Source organism: Lelliottia sp. (assembly GCF_045627565.1).
Classification (GTDB): Bacteria; Pseudomonadota; Gammaproteobacteria; order Enterobacterales; family Enterobacteriaceae; genus Enterobacter.
Window position 1 is genome coordinate 70,730 of sequence record NZ_JAZQNX010000019.1, and the last position, 17,927, is coordinate 88,656.

General features: G+C 58.6%; 5 protein-coding genes and 1 pseudogene. All 6 read right to left on the minus strand.

What is annotated here, in order from left to right; genetic code table 11:
- Nucleotides 1–10: 10 nt before the first annotated feature.
- On the minus strand, nt 11–436 hold the full coding sequence (gene nudI / locus ACKI5T_RS10970) for a nucleoside triphosphatase NudI (protein ID WP_407437394.1): 426 nt from the start codon (nt 434–436) through the stop codon (nt 11–13).
- A gap of 81 nt (nt 437–517) precedes the next feature.
- Nucleotides 518–955 (minus strand): hypothetical protein, encoded by a 438-nt coding sequence (locus ACKI5T_RS10975; protein WP_407437396.1) that lies wholly within the window; start codon nt 953–955, stop codon nt 518–520.
- A 760-nt stretch (nt 956–1,715) separates the two neighbouring features.
- Entirely contained in the window at nt 1,716–2,885 is a 1,170-nt protein-coding gene (locus tag ACKI5T_RS10980; protein WP_407437479.1) for an HlyD family efflux transporter periplasmic adaptor subunit, read from the minus strand.
- Nucleotides 2,886–2,895: 10 nt separating this feature from the next.
- Entirely contained in the window at nt 2,896–5,088 is a 2,193-nt protein-coding gene (locus tag ACKI5T_RS10985; RefSeq protein ID WP_407437398.1) for a type I secretion system permease/ATPase, read from the minus strand.
- The gene (locus ACKI5T_RS10990; protein WP_407437400.1) at nt 5,085–6,488 is read right to left on the minus strand and encodes a TolC family outer membrane protein; all 1,404 of its coding nucleotides are present in this window, start codon (nt 6,486–6,488) and stop codon (nt 5,085–5,087) included. The genes ACKI5T_RS10985 and ACKI5T_RS10990 overlap by 4 nt, the downstream gene beginning before the upstream one ends.
- 78 nt (nt 6,489–6,566) lie before the next feature.
- Nucleotides 6,567–17,132 (minus strand): annotated as a pseudogene (locus ACKI5T_RS10995) (BapA/Bap/LapF family large adhesin).
- Nucleotides 17,133–17,927 lie beyond the last annotated feature (795 nt).

Below are 17,927 nucleotides of genomic sequence, written 5' to 3' on the forward strand. Positions count from 1 at the left end.
CAGCGGCGTGTTATAGCAAACCTTTCTGTGTAAACGTAAGGCGCGTCGCGTCGTTCAAATCCAGCGTGTTCAGTGATTCCGGGGTAACCCACGCGATGTCCTGAAACTCTTCGTTAAACGTCACGTCGCGGTTGGCGCTGAGGCAATCGAAAATCAGGTAGATCATGTAAATCTGTTCTGTGGTGCCGTCCGCGTAGGTTTTGACACGAATGTCATCGCGAAACGTCCACGGTTTGACGTCGGTAATCTCAAGCCGCTCGCCCAGCTCCTCGCGAATTTCACGACGCAACGCCTCTTCCATGGTTTCGCCCGGCTCCATACCGCCACCCGACAGTGCCCACTGGCCAGGAAACACCCCGCGGTCGGACGCCATTTTGCACAGCAGATAGGCTCCGTCATTCTGGATAATCGGACAGACGATAGTGCGCTGACGCATGGTAACTCCCTGATTTTTATGTTGGCGGTACGGTAGCAGAGTAAACAGCCGCACTGTACGCAAGTGCGGCTGTACTGTTTCTTAACTAATCGGATTTAATCCCGATTCTGAACGAACCCAGCGCGGGGCTTTCAGTCTGTCGGCAAAAAAGGTGGTCAGTTCACACAATAACTCTTCCATCACTCTGGCGGAGTGAGGCGCGAGCGCGCCGCTGATGAGCAGGTGAGTAATTTCCTCACAGTAACGGCAAAGCTCCACCGGTTCGGGATCGAATAACGGCTCATACAACGGGTGTGAATCGACGGTCAGATAATCCACCAGATGCGCAGGAATCGGGTCGAGCAGCGTCGGGCGCAGCAGAGACAGACAGGTGGAAAGACGCCCACAAAGCGCCGCTTTCGCCACGGGGTCGGTCTCTTCCACTATCGCCTCGCCATAATTTTCGCAGTTGCTGGCCAGTTCAGTGAAATCGGTATAGTGATCGAATGGGGTGGTGATAAGTGCGTTGCTGATGTTCATATCGTTAACCTCAGTGTGTGTTTATGACCGCCACTGGAAATGCCAATTTCCGAGGGTGGTGGAGCCGGACGAGGTTGGCATAACCGGACACACTTAAACCGGCGCGCTTTACAGCGCCCTCGTCCGGCCCACCATTGGAGTGTAACCGGATACGCAGCGCAAAAAAAGTTTAACGCCGTCAGTAGGTTATGCGGGATGCCAATCCCGACGCCAGATTTTGCTGGCGTGAGAGGAACATACGCTTCGGCGAGGCAAGCGAAAAGGGGGGATCAGAACAGAAGTTACATCCTGCGAGGCTGCTTCAGGAAAAATGTACGGTGTTGCATTTTCCCCTCCCCCTCTCGCTAAAAGGGAGAGGGGGCCGATCGCGTACAGCGATTTGACACCTGTGATTTCACTCAGGCCTTATAGCGCTGTCTTTTTCCGGCTGTAAATCGCTGAGGCGTTGACTGACGGTAGGGGCTACGCACAGGGATGTGCGCCGAGGGCGCGACTTACAGGGATGTTACCTGCGCCCGTCCCCGTTAGCCGGAAGGAAAAAGACGAAGGCACCGCGTAGCGGCGATTTTCTTGCTGGGAGCAGGGGGCGCCCGGGTGGTGGCGATTGAACCACCCGGGCACGTTCACGTGTTCCGGTAGCAACAGAGAAGCAAGAAACGTGAGGTTAACGGAACCGCCGCTTGAGCTGCATGTTCTCCCTAACCCTAACCCTCACTCCAGAGGGGCGAGGGGATCGAATGTGCAAGCCATTGCCGCAATCTTACCGCTCTCGCATCGCTTCTTTCGCGCGGTTAAACGGTTTAATCATATAATCCATCACCGATTTCTCGCCGGTTTTGATATCCACCGTCGCGATCATCCCCGGCACAATCGAGAAATGCCTGCCCGCTTTATTGACCAGATAATCCTGGTTGGTGCGAATAAATACGCGGTAATAGAACACTTCAGGCTTGGCCTCATCCTGGATGGTGTCCGGCGAAATGGTTTCGACCACGCCCTGCAAACCGCCGTAGATCGCGTAATCGTAGGCGGTGATCTTCACCAGCGCTTTTTGCGCAGGATGGATAAAGGCGATATCGCGTGGCGACAGGCGCGTTTCGATCAGCAGATGATCGTCCACCGGCACGATCTCCATCAGCTCGCCGTTGGGGGGGATCACGCCGCCAATGGTCGTGACTTTGATGTTTTTCACGATCCCACGCACCGGGGATCGCACGGTCAGGCGCGTCACCGAATCTTCGCGGCCTTTCAGCACCGCCGACACCATGTCCACTTCCGCATTGGCCTTCGACAGCGCTTCGCGTGCCTGCACGTAATATTGCGAGCGCACATCCGTGAGCTTCAGCTCCAGATCGCTTTTTTGGCGCTGAAGACGCAGCGCTTCAACCCGGCTGGCGGCACCGGTTTTGATCAGGCGTTGCGTAATATCCAGCTCTTTATTTGCCAGGCTCAGCGCGGCTTTCAACTCCCGCTGGGTGTCTTCTAACTGCGCCCGGCGTGAAGTGTACAGCCGCGTTTCAGTGGCGATCAGATCCGGCCATTTTTGTAGCGAAGCGGGAAACACCAGCGGCAGATCGCTTACTTCCGCCGTCAGGCGCACGCTGGAGGCCAACGACGCCCGGTAGCGTGCGGCACTTTCACCGACGTTCGATTCCGAACGGGTAGGATCGAGGCGCGCCAGCACTTGCCCCGCATGCACCTGATCGCCTTCGTGGACGGTTAGCTCCGCCAGAATGCCCCCGTCGAGCGACTGCAATACCTGCTCGCGCGAGCTGGGGATCACTTTGCCCGTGCCCGTCGACACTTCATCCAGAATGCCGTACCACGCCCAGGCGCCGACGACGATAAACAGCAGCAGAGAAAAAATGACAATACTGCGTGCGCCGGAGTAACCGCTTTCCGAATCGAGCGCGTTATCCAGATCGTCCATCGCGGCGACTTCACGCTGACTGATTTTCATTTTTCCACTCCCGTCCATTTGCCTGCTGTTGCTGCTGCATCCGGCTGTTGCTCAGCGCCTGCGCTTTAGGCGCATCCATCACCAGCATGCCGTCTTTCAGCACCACCACACGCTCCACCAGTTCCAGCACCGGTACGCGGTGCGTCGCGACAATCAGCGTCCGGTTGCCGAGCCAGTCATTCAGGCGCTGGATAAATTCGCGCTCGGTGTGTTCGTCGAGTGATGCGGTGGGTTCGTCCATCAGCACGATATTGGGATCGCGCAGGAACATACGCGCCAGTAAAATCGACTGGCGCTGCCCGCCCGACAGGCCAACGCCGTTTTCCATAATCGGATAATCCAGTCCTTTCGGCAGCTTTTGCACAAAGCTCGCCGCACCGCACATGTCCAGCACGGCGAAAATTTCTTCATCGGCGGCACGCGGCATGCCCAGCGTGATGTTTTCGCGCAGCGTGCCGTAAAACAGGCGCGCGTTTTGGGTCATAAAGCCGACGTTGCGCCGCACATCCGCCACGTCCAGGTGCGGCAGGCTGAGATTATCAAGGCGCAGTTCGCCGTCCGCGAGATCCATTCCGCCCGCCAAAGCCTGTAACAGCGTCGATTTACCCGCGCCGTTGCGCCCGAGGATCGCCACTTTTTCGCCGGGTTTGATCTCAAGGCGATTAATGCGCAGCGCCATACGCGGATCTTCCGGGTGATAGCGGAACTGGGCCTGATCGAACAAATAGTGCCCGCGCAACACGTCCTGGCGGATCGGCGTCTCTTCCCGCTGATTTTCCGTCGGTAATTGCATAATGCTGTCCAGCCCTTCCTTCGCTGCTTTTACCTGCTGCCAGCGCGCCAGCACGCCGCACAGCGTGGCCATCGGGGCGATCATTCGCGAGGCCAGCATCGAGGCGGCGACCACCGAACCGGTGGTGAGCGTGCCCTCAATCACCATCGGCGCGCCAACCACAATCACGCCCGCATACACCAGGCTTTGAATGGTCATGCCCCAGCTGATCAGGTTTTGCGTCAGTTCGCGGGTTTTAAGCCCGGATTCTGCAGTGATTTGGATATAGCTATTCCACTGCTGCAAAAAGCGGTTTTCCGCTTGCATCAGCTTGATGTCTTCCAGCCCCTGCACGCTTTCGACCAGCACCGCGTTGCGCAGCGTCGATTCGTGGGCCGACTGTTTTGCCAGCGCCGCCAGTTTCTTTTGCAGCAACAAACCGGGCAGCACCATCAGCACGGCGGCGACCGGCGCGATCCACGCCAGCTGCGGGGCGATGATTGCCAGTACGATCACGAACAGGAAAAAGAACGGCAAATCGACGATCGTCGAAATGGTCGACGAGGTGACCATCTCGCGGATCTGCTCCAGCTCGCGCAGCTGCGAAATAAAGCTGCCGGTGGAGCGTGGGATCGCGCTATTGCGCAGGCGCAGCGCGTGGCCAAACACGCGATCCGATACGCGCAGATCGGCGCGTTTCCCGAGCAAGTCCATAATGTGTCCGCGCGCCATGCGCAGCACAAAGCCAAACAGCGTAGCGATCAGCACCCCGATAGTGAGCACATAAAGCGTCGGGTAGGATTGCGCCGGGATCACCCGGTCATACACCTGCATCGAAAACAGGATCCCGGAGAGCGATAACACGTTGATAAATAGCGCCGCCAGCATCACCCAGGTGTATGGACGCAAATCGCGCATTACCAGCCGGTAAAGCCAGTCCGGGCGGTATTTCGAGATATAGGCATCGACGCGGCTGTCTTTCAGCGCCGCCAGCGGACGCAAAGCGACGACGTGACGAATGGCGGGCAGCAGCGCGGCCATCGACACGCGGTTATTTTGCGACGTGGCGTCGATAAAGCAGATATCCAGCGTGTCTTCGCCGTCAAAATGCTCAATCACGCCGATTTTGCCTTCGTTGAGTTCCACCACTACCGGCAATCGCCAGCTGTTGATAGATTGCTGCGTGACGGTCAATAGCTGAAACGACAGTCCCGCTTCTCGCGCCAGCTGTGTGAGCGCGGGAACCATCGGTTTGCCTCTCAGCCACGGCGCGCCCGCGACCAGCGCACCGGCGGAGCAGGCCACGCGGTAACGGCTGGCGACGTAGCCAAACGCCTGCGCCCAGTGCTCCAGCGACTCCTCGGAGAGACTTTCACCTTGCGGAATATCGGTTGGCTTCATGGCTGGATCTCCACCGTCTGAATCGTGCGATTCTCAAGATCGAACGCATGCCGCAGACGGCCCGTGTTATACAGGCAGCTCAACTGGAGCTGATGCAGTTGCCCGAGGGTTTGCTGCTGCGTAAACCGCGCCTGATAGACTTCCTGCTCGGCGTTGAGCACGTCCAGCAGCGGGCGCGTGCCCAGATCCAGATACTGTTGCTGATAGAGTTCGCGGGTGCGGGCGCTGAGCGCTTCCTGACGACCCTGAATTTGCAGCGTGCTCAGCAGGCTCATTACCTGGCTGCGTGATTCCAGCAGTTTTTGCCGCACGTCGAGGCGCGTGCGCTGGATAGTGGATTGTGCCGCGTCCACGGCGTGCCCGGCAGCGTTACGCCGCGCGGTCAATCCGCCGCCCTGATACAGCGGCATCTGGACTTTGACCCACGCGGAATACTGCGTGCGGTCCAGGGTTTCGTTGCCCGCATAACGTTCGTTGAGATAGTGGCGCACTTCCGGTTCCAGCGAGACGGTCGGCGTCATTTGCGCGTTCGCGTAATCGAGATTCGCCTGGGCCACGTTGGCTTGCGCCCACGCGGAGAGCACCGCTGGCACCAGACGATCGTCCGGTTCGGCGATATCACAGCTGCGCCTCAGGTTATCGGGAAAGTCGTTACTGATTTGATTCAGGTTATTCCAGCCGAGAAAACTCATCAGCGTGGCGCGGGAGCTGTCGAGGCTGGCCGTATATTGCATTAGCTGCGCGCGTGCGCCTTCGATACGCGCATCGGTTTGAACCACATCGGAGAGCGACGTCGCGCCTTCGTCGTTGCGCTGACGGGTCAGCGACCCGATAGACGACAGCGCATCCAGCTGTTCTTTGGCGGTGTCCACCATTTGCTGCCAGGTTTGCACCTGCACCATCGCCAGCGCGGTATCGTGGGCGATGGTATCAATGCTCACCAGCACGTTGGCCTGCTGCTGGGCGACACCGGCGGTTTCGGCGCGCACCTGACTCGCGACTTTGCCAAAGTCGTACAGCATCTGGGAAAGGGATAAAACCAGCGACGGGGTAAAGTTGTTGCCGTCCCCGTTATGGGTAAAGCCATTGTCCATACCCGCATTAATTTGCGGATAATATTTGGATTTGGCGATATCGACGACGTCCGATTGTTCATACAGCTTGCCGACGGCTTCACTGATGGTCGGATGCCAGTTAACCGCGCGACTGACGGCATCGCCAAGCTTGAGCGTACCCGGTGCCGCCTTGCCCGGCGCAGGGGCGATACGGCCATTCAGTGAGGGTAATTCCTGTTCTTCGCTCAGCAGGCCGGGGTTGATCACCGCCGCCGGATTTGCCGCGAGAACAGGCACAGATATCAGGCAGCACGAGAGCCACCAGTAAGGCATCTTTATTCCCATTCTTTGTCCCTAATAAAAAATGCTGCCTAATGCCTGCGCCCGGGCGCTGAACGCCCGGGTCGTTTCTGACTTTTGCTATCAGGTAATGATGTTGTGATGCTGGTTGACTAACTCGTCGTAGGTGGCCTGGACGTTGTCCAGCGTAACAAGCGTTGTATTAGTGTAGGCACTCCCTGCGCCATCGCGGTCGATGGAGATCACTGTGTTATTACCGCTTTGGGTCACGTGGACGTAATTCCCAAGCGTAGAGGACTGTCCGTTCCAGCCCACCAGCAGATCGCCGATGTCAATTTTGTCCCCCTGGCTTATCGAGAAATTGGTCCAGTGATCGCCGCTGCTGTTGCCCGCCGTGGCATTTCCCACGGTGTTGTTCAGCACCTGGTAAATCAGCGTGTCAGCGTAAGCCGTCCCGGTGATGAGATCGTTATGCTCCGAGCTGATGAACTGCGGTGCCATGTTGATGGTCAGCGAGGCGCTGTCCGTTTTGCCTGCCGCATCGGTCAGGGTGTAGTTGAAGACCTCTTTCGATGTGATGCTGGAAAGTGAAACCCCGGTGTTGAGCGTGTAGGTGTAATGCCCGTCAGCGCCGATGGACAGCGTGCCGTAGTGCCCCTGAATGGTCGACGTCGCAGTGCTGGCGGTGTACGGATCCAGCGTGGTGGTGACGCCGTTATAGCCGGTGATGCTCAGGCGCGTATCCACGGAGTGCAGCTGATCCGTCGCCCCCTGCGAGTCGCTGCCGTCAAAGATATTGCCATTAACCGTATGCCCGCTGGTGGAGTCGAACTGGCTCAGCGAGTAGGCGGTACCGGTCACGCTTGGGGTGATGAGGATGCCGCCGACGCTCAGCCCCGGCACGTTGCCGGTGAAGTTCAGCGTGTAGGTTCCGGCGTCCAGATCCAGTCCGCCGAGGTTGATATCGATTTTGCCGCCCAGCAGCGCACCGCCGGCAAATGAACCGCTGCGGATAACCGTCGATCCATTACTGATCGACCAGCTCACCGTCAACCCGCCCAGCGCCAGCAGCGATGCGACGTTGAAGTGCAGCGCCACGTTATGCAGCGCCGTGTTGGCATCCACCACAAATGTGCCGCTGCCGCTGCCCTGAGTCGGCGCTAACAGCGCGGTGGTCCAGCTTGCCGTGCCCACAGTCGTGTCAGAATACGCAGTGGTGTGGTGCAGGGAAGTCACGTCCATCACGGCGCTGACGTCGTTCACTGCATCCATCGCCCGCGCGGTTGGGGTGATATTCAGCGACGCCGTGTCTTTATCCCCGTTTGGCGCAGTGATGGTGTAGACGAATGTATCCGGCGTTTTGATGTGATCCGCGCCGATCCCGCTGCGCAGCGTATAGTTGTAGCTCCCCTGAGCGTTAATCGTCAGCGTACCGTATTCACCCTGAATAACGGTCACGCCCGTGGCGTTAACGGCGACACCGTTGACCTCGGTGACCAGCGTGCCCTGCGGCGCAATATCGTCCGCCAGCACGTCGCCCGTCGTCGATGCCCCCACGCTCGCCACGTTATAAACGTAATCCTCCAGTACGTTAAGGGTATACCCCGTGAGCACCGTGATCCCGGCTGCGGTATTGAGCAGGAACAGGTACTCGCCCGCAGGCAGGTTCAGCGTCAGCGTGCCCGATGTACCGCCCAGCAGCGGCGCGCGCAGCCAGCCCGGCTGAACGCGCATCTGCTCGAAGGTCTGGGTCGCATCGTTGAATTTATAGATATACAGGTCAAACACCGACGCCAGCGCCACGCCGCCGACTGAGGCCTGAATGGTCATGGTGCGGGTGGTACCTTCCTGCACGCTGTAGATGATCGGATTGCTCAGGTCGTCGAGAAGGTTCAGCCCCAGGGTGCTGCCAAGATTAACGCCCGCGACGGTAAATCCGCCCTGGGACGACGGGCCGTTGTTGATCGCGTGTACGCTGGTGTCGTAGGTCAGCGATGCCGTATCGTCGACCGCCGTAACGCTATTGGTGACGGTATTTGCGCCGAGTGAAATCACCAGTTTTGCCGAGGCGGTGGCGCCGTTATGCCCGATGGTATAGGTGAAGCTCTCGGTGCGACCCAGCACGGCGGCGCTGGTGTTGGTCAGCGTGTAGGTGTAACTGCCGTTCAGGTTGATGGTCAGCGTGCCGTACTGCCCCTGAATGATGGTGCCGTCCGCCGTCACGTTGACTGCGTTACCTTGCGCGTCGGTCACGGCCGTGATGCGGGTTCCCGCTGGCGCGTTATCGCTGCCCGTCGTCGGGTCAAGGTCATAAATGACGTTGCCGCTTTGGGTTGGGATCCCGGTGATGACCCCGGCGCTGGTTTCAGTCACATCTACGTCGAGACTGGTGTAAGACCCGGTGGCCAGCAGATTGGTGTTGTAGCTTAAGACGCGATACTGGCCGTTTTCCAACCCGGTCATGTTCAGCGTCACGCCGCTCGCGCCGAGCGTGAGCAGGTTAGCAAACTGCGGCAGGCCGGTATCAACGACCGTCGTCCAGGTGTTATTGACGCCGTCCCAGCGCTGAACCACCACCTCCAGCGTGTTGAGCAGCGAGAGCACCACGCCCGTGGCGTTCGCGTTGATCGAGATATTCGCGTTGCCGCCATTGGAAACCACAAAATCAACCTGCGCCGTGTCGTTGCCCAGTAACGTCAGTACGTTGCCGAGCGCGCCGACCAGCAGGAATCCGTAATCGCTGTATTGCGCGTTAGTGACCGTAGCCGTGGTGCTGATATCCAGCTCCTCAACGTTGGTACTTGCCGACAGCGCCACCACCGGTGACAGCACCGATCCTGGCGTTGAGGTATTCCCGGCGGCATCGGTGGCGGTGATTTGTAGGGTGTTACCTTCCGTCTGTTTGTTCAGGAAGGTGTAGCTGTACGTGCCGCTGCTGTTGGCGACGGTAGTGAACGTCGAATTGTCCGGCAGGCGAATTGTCACCGTGCTGCCCGCTTCGGCGCTGCCGGTCAGGACGCTACCGTCGGCGTTAAAGGTCCCGGTTGGCGCGTTCGGCGCAACGGTATCGACAACAATGGTGGATGACGATGATACCGGACCGACGCCGCCCACCACGTTGGTTGCCGTGGCGGTAAAGGCGTGCGAGCCCTGGCTGAGAACGGGCGTGGTAAACGACCAGTCGCCGTTGATGTCGGCGGTCGCGGTGCCCATTGCCACGCCGTTGTTGTACAGCGTGACGGTGGAGTTTGGCTGCGCGGTGCCGGTCAGCGTCGGCGTGGTGTCGTCGGTCGCTTTCCCGTTGGTTAAATTGCCGATCAGCGTACCGACGTTATCGTCAATCGTCACAATCACCGGCGCGTTTGGCAGGTTGGTAAACGGCGCGACCACCGTTGCGCTGCCGCCGATGTTGCCAGCCTTATCGGTGGCAAACGCCAGCAGTGATTCGCCGTTGGTCTGCGGCGGAGAAATAGTGACGTTAAAGCTGCCGGTGCCATCCGCCGTGGCGGTGCCCAGCACGGTTCCGCCGCTGGTGGTTATCGTCACGGTGCTGCCCGCTTCGGCAACACCGGTGACGTGCGTCCCGTTGGTGATGACCGCGAGCGTGGTCGGCAGGTTAGGGGCGATAGTATCCACCACGACCGAGGAGATGGACGACGGCGCGCTGGTGTTGCCCGCAGCATCCGTGGCGGTTGCCGTGAAGTTGTGCTGGCCGTTGGTCAGAATGGTGGAGGTTTGCGGCAGCGTCCAGTTGCCGTTGGCATCGGCGGTGGCGGTGCCAACCAGCGTAGTGCCGTCGTAAATGCGCACCACTGCGTTGGCTTCCGCGGTGCCGTTCAGCGTCGGTTGCGTATCGTTGGTTGGCGTGCCGCCCGCGATCGTTCCCAGGTTCGGGCCGACGTCATCGACAATCGTTGTGATGATCGGCGCATTTGGCGGGGTGGCATCCAGGTTCAGCACAAACGGCGTCGTCGGATTGCTGGTATTGCCCGACGGATCGGTCGCGGTGATCGTCAGCGGATGCTGGCCGTCGGCTAACGCTGGCGTTGGCGTAAAGCTCCAGGTGCCGTCTGCGGCGGTTACGCTACCGATTTGCACGCCGTTATCGTAGATTTTAATCGTCGAACCCGCTTCAGCCGTCCCGCTGAGCGTAGGCTGCGCGTCGTTGGTTATCTGTCCGCTGTTGATGGTGGCCGTGGTGCCCACGTCATCCACCACGCTCACCAGCAACGGAATGTCTGGCGGCGTGAAGTCAATGTTCAGACTGAACGGTGACGACGGATCGCCGGTGTTGCCCGCCGCATCGGTCGCCCGCGCCACGAACTGGTGCGGCCCTTCAGGGAACGTGGTGTTGAGCGTGACGGCCCAATTACCGCTGGCATCGGCGGTGGTTGTGCCAACGAGCGTGTTCCCTTCAAAAATGTTGATGGTGGCGTTAGGTTCGCTGGTCCCGATTAGACGCGGTACGGTGTCATCGGTGGTTTGCCCGTTGCTCAGCGGCCCGGTGACAGCGCCGACGTCGTCAAGCGCCTGCGTAATCACCGGGGCGAGCGGTGCGATGGTATCGACAATCACCGTGAAGCCAGGAGACGCCACGCTGACGTTACCCGCCGCGTCGGTCGCGGTGGCGGTCCAGGTATGGCTCCCGTTGCTTAACGCGCTGCCTGGCGTGAAGCTCCATTCGCCTGATGCGTTGGCCTGAACGGTACCCACGACGCCGCCGTTTTCATAAATAGTCACCGTTGCGTTGCCCGCCGCCGTCCCGTTCAGCGTTGGCGTGGTGTCATCGGTGGTTTTGCCGTTGGTCACTGGAGTCAGGACGCTTCCCACATTATCGGTCGCGTTAATAATGGCCGGTGCAGAAGGCGCGAAGGTGTCGACCGTCAGTTCGAACGTGCTGGTGGTCGTGCTGGTATTGCCCGCGACATCGGTCGTGCTAAGGGTAATGGTGTGTGTGCCTTCGCTCAGCGGCGCGGTCGGGGTGAATGTCCAGTTCCCCTGGGCGTTGACGACGGCGGTGCCGAACGGTTGTCCGTCATTCAGCAGGGTAATGGTGGCCCCGACTTCGCCCGTGCCGTTAAAGGTTGGCCGATTATCGTTAGTGGTGCCGCCGCTGGTGATTTCCCCAATCACCGGGCCGACATCATCCAGCACCGTGAGCACAATCGGTGCCGCGGGTGGGGTGGTGTCGACGGTAAATGAGAACACCGGTGAATTCGCGGAGACGTTGCCCGCCGCGTCGCTGGCGTTAACCCTGATGTTGTAAGCGCCGTCGGGCAGATTAGCGGGCGGCGTGAAGGTCCACGCGCCGTTGGTAACAGTTGCGGTGCCGATTTCAATGCCGTTATTGAGAATATGGATCGTACTGCCCGTCACGCCCGTTCCGCTCAGCGTTGGGGTCGCGTCGTTGGTCACTTGTCCCGCCGATAAATTGCCGAACGCGCCGCCAGTGACGTTGTCGTTCACCGTGCTCAGCACCGGGACCGCTGGCGGGGTGATGTCGATGACGACCGTGTACGCATTGGAGGCCATGCTGACGTTACCCTGCGGATCGGTCGCTTTGACGGTGAAGGTGTGTGAGCCTTCACTCAGGGCGGCAGCAGGGGTGAATGTCCACGCGCCGCTGCTGTTGGCGATGGCAGTGCCGATCTGCGTTGCACCCTCGAAAATCGCGATGACGCTGTTGGCTTCCGCCGTGCCGGAGAGTGTCGGCGTGGTGTCGTTGGTGACGCCGTTCGTCGGAATGTTTTCTGTTGTGCCGACGTTATCTTCCGCGCCCACAATCACTGGGGCGGTGGAGATCGTATCGACCACAATAGTGAATGCCGGTGAGTCGCCGCTCTGATTGCCCGCCGGATCGGTGGCACGGATCGTTAAGGCGTTACTTCCCTCAGCCAGGGCACTCGGCGGGGTAAAGCTCCAGGTGCCTGTCGACCCAACCAACACGCTGCCGAGCAGCACGCCGTTGCTGTAAACGGAGATGGTATCGCCCGCCGTTGCGGTTCCGCTTAACGTTGGCTGATTGTCATTGGTGATTTGGCCGGGGGTGAGCGGGCCGGTGCCTGGGCCCACATCATCAGTGACTGTGCCAATGGTCGGCGCGTTTGGTGCGGTTAAATCGATAGTCACCGTTGCCTCGGCAGAAAGGCCACTCGTAGCCGCCCCAACGCTAGCCGTGGCGGTGAAGTTATAGACCCCTTCCGCCAGGGCGCTGCCTGCAGGAACGGTGTAACTCCATGTGGTTTGGCCTGCGCCCAGCACAATGGTGGTGATCTCAACACCGTTCTGATACAGGGTGATGGTGCTGTTTTCTGGACCGGTGCCGCTGATCGTCGGCGTCGTGTCGTCAGAGCTGGTGCCTTTGACCTCGACGTTGCCTGCACCGTTATCATCAACGATTGAGGTGATGACCGGCACATCCGGCAGATCGGGGGCATCCACGACGTTAAAGTTGGTCGGATCGCTCACGTTACCCGCCGCGTCTTTCGCCACGATCGTGAGGGTGGTTTCGTTGGTTTGCGCAGGTGAAAGGGCGATGGAGAAATTACCGCCCACGGCAATGCCGCGACCCAGCTCAATAGTGGTGCCGCCAGGACCAGGGCCGATGATAATCACCAGCGATCCCGCTTCAGCCGTACCGGTGATCGGCGTCCCTTCAATAGCCAGAGAGGTGACCGCCGGAGCCGCTGGTGGATCGGTGTCGATAGTCACGTTGGTGGTAGACGTGCCTGAAGTGTTACCCGCCGCATCGCTGGAGGTGACGGTGATGACGTGCGGGGCGTCGGTCAGCGGCGTACCCGATGTCCAGCTCCAGCTGCCGTCAGGCTGTACCGTGGCGGTAACGGGTGACGCGTTGCCGTCGATAGAGACGGTAATTTTCGTGCCCGGTTCGCCAGTACCGCTCAGGGTTGGGGTGTTATCGTTGCTGTACAGCACGCCGTTTGTGAGGGTGCTGTCAGAGACGTCCTCAATTTGCGGCGTGGTCGGCGCGATGGTATCGACGGTGACGGTATAAACCGGGCTCAGGGGGGAAACGTTACCGGCCGCGTCGACTTGCGCCGCCGTCAGCGTGTGCGGCCCTTCGCTCAGCGCGGTGGTAGGCGTAAAACTCCAGACGCCGCCTGCAACCGTAGCCGTCCCGATTTGCACGCCGTTATTATAAATAAGGATCGTATCGCCGCTGACGCCCGTTCCCGAAATGGTCGGGGTGGTATCCTGCGTCGCGCCGTTATTGCTCACGCCGCCCGCATCAGTGATCGCCGGAGGCAGGGGGGCATCGGTATCGATAGTCACTTTGATGGCGACAGACGTTCCCGAGACGTTGCCCGCTTCGTCCGTCGCAGTGGTGGTGAACGTGTGCGACGTTTGTGTCAGGGGCGTATCCGGCCGCCAGCTCCACTTGCCGTCAGCACCGATTGTGACCTGGCCTACTTCACTTTTTGGCGCACCGCCGACGCTATCGTAAATGGTGATCACATCGTTCGGCGTGCCCGTCCCGCTTATCACCGGACGCGGATCGTTGGTGCTGCCGTTATCGCCGACAGGGCCGGTTATCTCCGTGACGTTATCCGTTACCACTGGCGTAGCTGGCGTGGTCGGCGCAACGGTATCAATGACAATGGTGACCGGCTGCGACGGCGCACTTTCATTGCCCGCGCCGTCTTTATTGGTGACGGTTAGCTCGATGTCATACGAGCCATTGGTCAGCGGCGGAACAGGCGACCAGCTCCATTTATTGTCACTATTGACGATGACCACATCGGGTTGTTTGACGCCATCAATGTAAATCGTGACCGTATCACCCGCATTCCCGGTGCCGCTCAGCGTTGGCGAGGTATCGCGCGTCGCTTCGCCCGGGTTGAGCGGGGTACCGGTGGGGGCATTGTCCGGGTTGACGGTGATGTCTGGCGAATCAGGCGTGGCGGGTGCGGCGGTATCCACCACCAGCATAAACGAGCCAGAAGGGGTAGAGGTTCCTGCGGCATTTGTCGCCACCGCCGTTAATACGTGCGTGCCGTCCGTCAGCGTATTCGGAGGGGTAAAGCTCCAGCCGCCGCTGCCATCGAGCACGGCAGATCCTAGCAGCGTCGTACCGTCGTAAATGGCAATCGTGGTGCCCGCGGGCGCCGTGCCTTGCATCACAGGATGGGTTTCGTCCGTCGGTGAGCCGCTGGTGAGGATTCCCTTAACGTCACCGGTATTATCCGTGACCGTGGTAATGGACGGCGGCGGAGGCGCAGTCGTATCCACCGTGAAGGTAAATCCGCCAGATGCCGCGCTGACGTTACCCGCTTTATCGATGGCAACTGCGGTGAGGGTGTGTTGCCCGTTCTGGAAAACAATCGTAGGAGTGTAAGTCCAGGCTCCGCCGTCGTTGACCAGCGCCGTGCCAATCTGCAAGCCGTCAAGACGAATGCTGATGGTTGTGCCAGGTTCACCCGTGCCGTTAAGCGTTGGGCGATTATCGTTGGTGACTTCATTGATATCCAGTGCGCCGGTTCGGCCCGGCACGTCATCAACCAGTTGGGTAATCACCGGAGCCACAGGCGCGAGGCTGTCGACGGTAATACTCCAGCTGTTTGACGTTTCACTGCGGTTAAGCGCATCGTCCACGGCGACGGCGGTTAAAACATGTCCGCCCTCCGGTAAATGGACAGTTGGCGTAAACGACCAACTGCCGTTGGAGAGCACGTTAGCGGTGCCAATTTGGTTGTCACCGCTGTAGATATAAACCAGCGTTCCTGGCTCGCCGGTGCCGGTGATTGTCGGCGTACTGTCGTTGGTCAGCCCGCTTTGCGGGACAGGACCGGTCACGTTTGCCACGTTGTCTTCCACGGAAACTATCGTCGGCGTCTGTGCAGGGGTAATGTCCGGGGCGGTGGCGTTCGCCGTTGGCCCCGTGTTTCCGGCTTTATCGGCGGCCTCGGCGGTGAGGATTTCGCCGTTCAGTTTTGGCGGAGCGATGGTCACGCTAAAGTTGCCCTGATCGTCCGCTTTGCCTTCGCCAATTTTTACGCCATCTTCGCGGATGGTCACGGTGCTGCCAGGTTCTGCGGTTCCGGTGACTTTGGTTCCGTCACCGGAAACGACAGGATTAGCGGGGGCTAACGGTTCGGTGGTGTCAGGCGCATCGGCTTGGCCCGGCAGGCTGGTATTGCTTGATGTGTCCGTTGCCATAACGAGCAGCACTTCGCCATTGATTTGCGGTGGGTAAATGGGGACGGTAAAATATCCGTCGCCATCCGCTGTCGCTTCACCAATGACATCGCCGTTAGGGGCTTTTACCGTGACGGTGCAGTGAGGTTCTGTGGTGCCTGTGACACTGTTCCCGCCGGCTGCGACAGCCAGATTTGCTGGCATGCCGGGCGCGATATTATCGGGGGCGGTCGTTGTGGCTGGAAGACTGGTATTCCCCGCCTCATCGGTGGCGACAACGCGAATGGTCTCGCCATCAATCTGTGCCGGGGACAGGGGGATGACAAAATTGCCGTTGCCATCCGCTTTGCCCGTCGCAATCGGCTGATTGTTGCTGGTAATGGTGATGGTGCTATTCGGCTCTGCGGTCCCGCTGACCTCAGTGCCCGCAGGATTGAGGGTCATCACTGGGGCGTTCGGTGCGAGGGTATCCACCATCAAGGTAAACGCATCGGAGGGAACGCTGACATGGCCTACGGCATCGGTCGCGGTGAGGGTCAGGGAGTGATTACCTTCAGACAGGGCCGTGCCGGGCGTAAACGTCCAGCTACCGTTAGCGCCTACCTGGGTGGTGCCGATTTGCACGCCTTTGTCGTAAATCGTAATCAGTGTACCGGGTTCGCCGCTACCGCTCAGCGTCGGGCGGGCATCATCGGTGAGTTGGTTTTGAGTGAGAGGGCCGGTAATGCTCCCGGTATCATCGTTCACCAGAATCAGGGTAGGAGCATCAGGTGTTACGAGATCGGGCGCGGTGACGTGGCCATCTTGACTGATATTTCCTGCGGCGTCGGTCGCAGTTGCGGTGATTTGCTCGCCGTTAATCAGCGGCGTGCCCAATTCGATGGTGAATTTCCCGTCGCTGTCAGCCTGGCCTGTGCCAACCAAATTACCGTTTGCGTCTTTGAGCGTGATAGTGCTGTTGGGTTCGGCCGTACCGGTCACGGTAGTACCGTCCGCGGAGAAGGCGAGATTGGTCGGCGCGTTGGGTGGCGTCGTGTCTGAATTGAGAGGGTTCTCGGAATTTCCCAGGTTGCCGGGATTATTATTCCCGCCACCACTTCCACCTCCTCCTCCTCCGCTACCCGCCGCCACGGCAATGCCCCCCGCGACCGCTGCGCCACCGAGTACCCACGGCCAAATCGCGGCACCGCCGGACGCGTCGCCCCCTGACGCCGCCATAAGGGCGTCAATCGAGGAGATAGCTTCGTAATGTTACACTGCGGTGGGGTCTTCAATCCACCACAATGCGCCGTTGCCTTCTTCCAGCACCAGCATGCTCGCGCCCTGCGCATCACCGACGTAGAAGTTTTTCAGCGTAATGGTTTCGCCGGAGTTCAGGCTGACGACCAGGTCGTTTCCGTTACGGGCGTAGTGGGAAATATCCGCTCTACCCACGTGGAGCTTAACAATTGAGGATTGACTCAAAGAGACTTGATTACCTTCCGTGGTGGTTTCCACGCCAGTGAGTTTCGAAATGACAGAGATTTGGCTCATATATAATGACTCCCGACAGATTTTTTAATGGCGTGCAAGACGAAGCCAGGTTTTTTGCGGGTAATGAGCGCCCCCGGCGGAGTCGCTATTTATTTAAATAGTGCTCACCGTGATTTATCTTCAGAGCGGCCGATGCCCGCCAGCATATCGAGTGGCTACATCAGATTATTCAAAGAATGTGCTGTGGAAAAATGCCTATTTGCTTTTTATCTGTTATTTAAAACCTTGTAAATTATAACGGTATTGTTTTTGATTGCCTAAAAATGATATAGCTACAAATAACAAATTAAGCAAATTAAGTGCCATTGATATCGCAGTTAAGCCGGTGTGAAGCGACTGTTTACGCATGTGAATGATGCAGTTTGAACGGCCTTTGATGTGCTCCAGACAAGGGTTGTGCGATGGGTTGTTAATGCGCTTTGAAATTTGAAAGGCGTGATGGGTGATAAATATATTTTTCGGAGAGTTATGTAAATATATAGTCAATTTAGAATGGCTAAAGTTTGAGTTTAGTTGCAGTGCATAATTGGATTTAAGATATATTATGTTTGCGCCCGTCGTTTAAAATAACACTGGAAATATAATGATGCTGTGCTAGTCAAAATGATAATTAAGCTATCGTTAATTGTTTATTTGAATTAACGGCTCACGCTTACGTAATGAATACGCAGTTAGCATGATGTTTATATCAATAAAAATTTCATTTTCGTCGAATAGAACGGGAGGCTCAGGCGTTTACAGCTTGTTGACCTGACAAACCTCACCAGGAGTAGAAAATGAAAGCCAAATCGCCAC

What these genes read in the sequence shown, in the direction of transcription:
- ACKI5T_RS10975 (WP_407437396.1), bottom strand. Translation starts at nt 955, where the DNA reads ATGAACATCAGCAACGCACTTATCACCACCCCATTCGATCACTATACC.
- ACKI5T_RS10985 (WP_407437398.1), bottom strand. Translation starts at nt 5,088, where the DNA reads ATGAAGCCAACCGATATTCCGCAAGGTGAAAGTCTCTCCGAGGAGTCG.
- nudI (WP_407437394.1), bottom strand. Translation starts at nt 436, where the DNA reads ATGCGTCAGCGCACTATCGTCTGTCCGATTATCCAGAATGACGGAGCC.
- ACKI5T_RS10980 (WP_407437479.1), bottom strand. Translation starts at nt 2,885, where the DNA reads ATGGACGATCTGGATAACGCGCTCGATTCGGAAAGCGGTTACTCCGGC.
- ACKI5T_RS10990 (WP_407437400.1), bottom strand. Translation starts at nt 6,488, where the DNA reads ATGGGAATAAAGATGCCTTACTGGTGGCTCTCGTGCTGCCTGATATCT.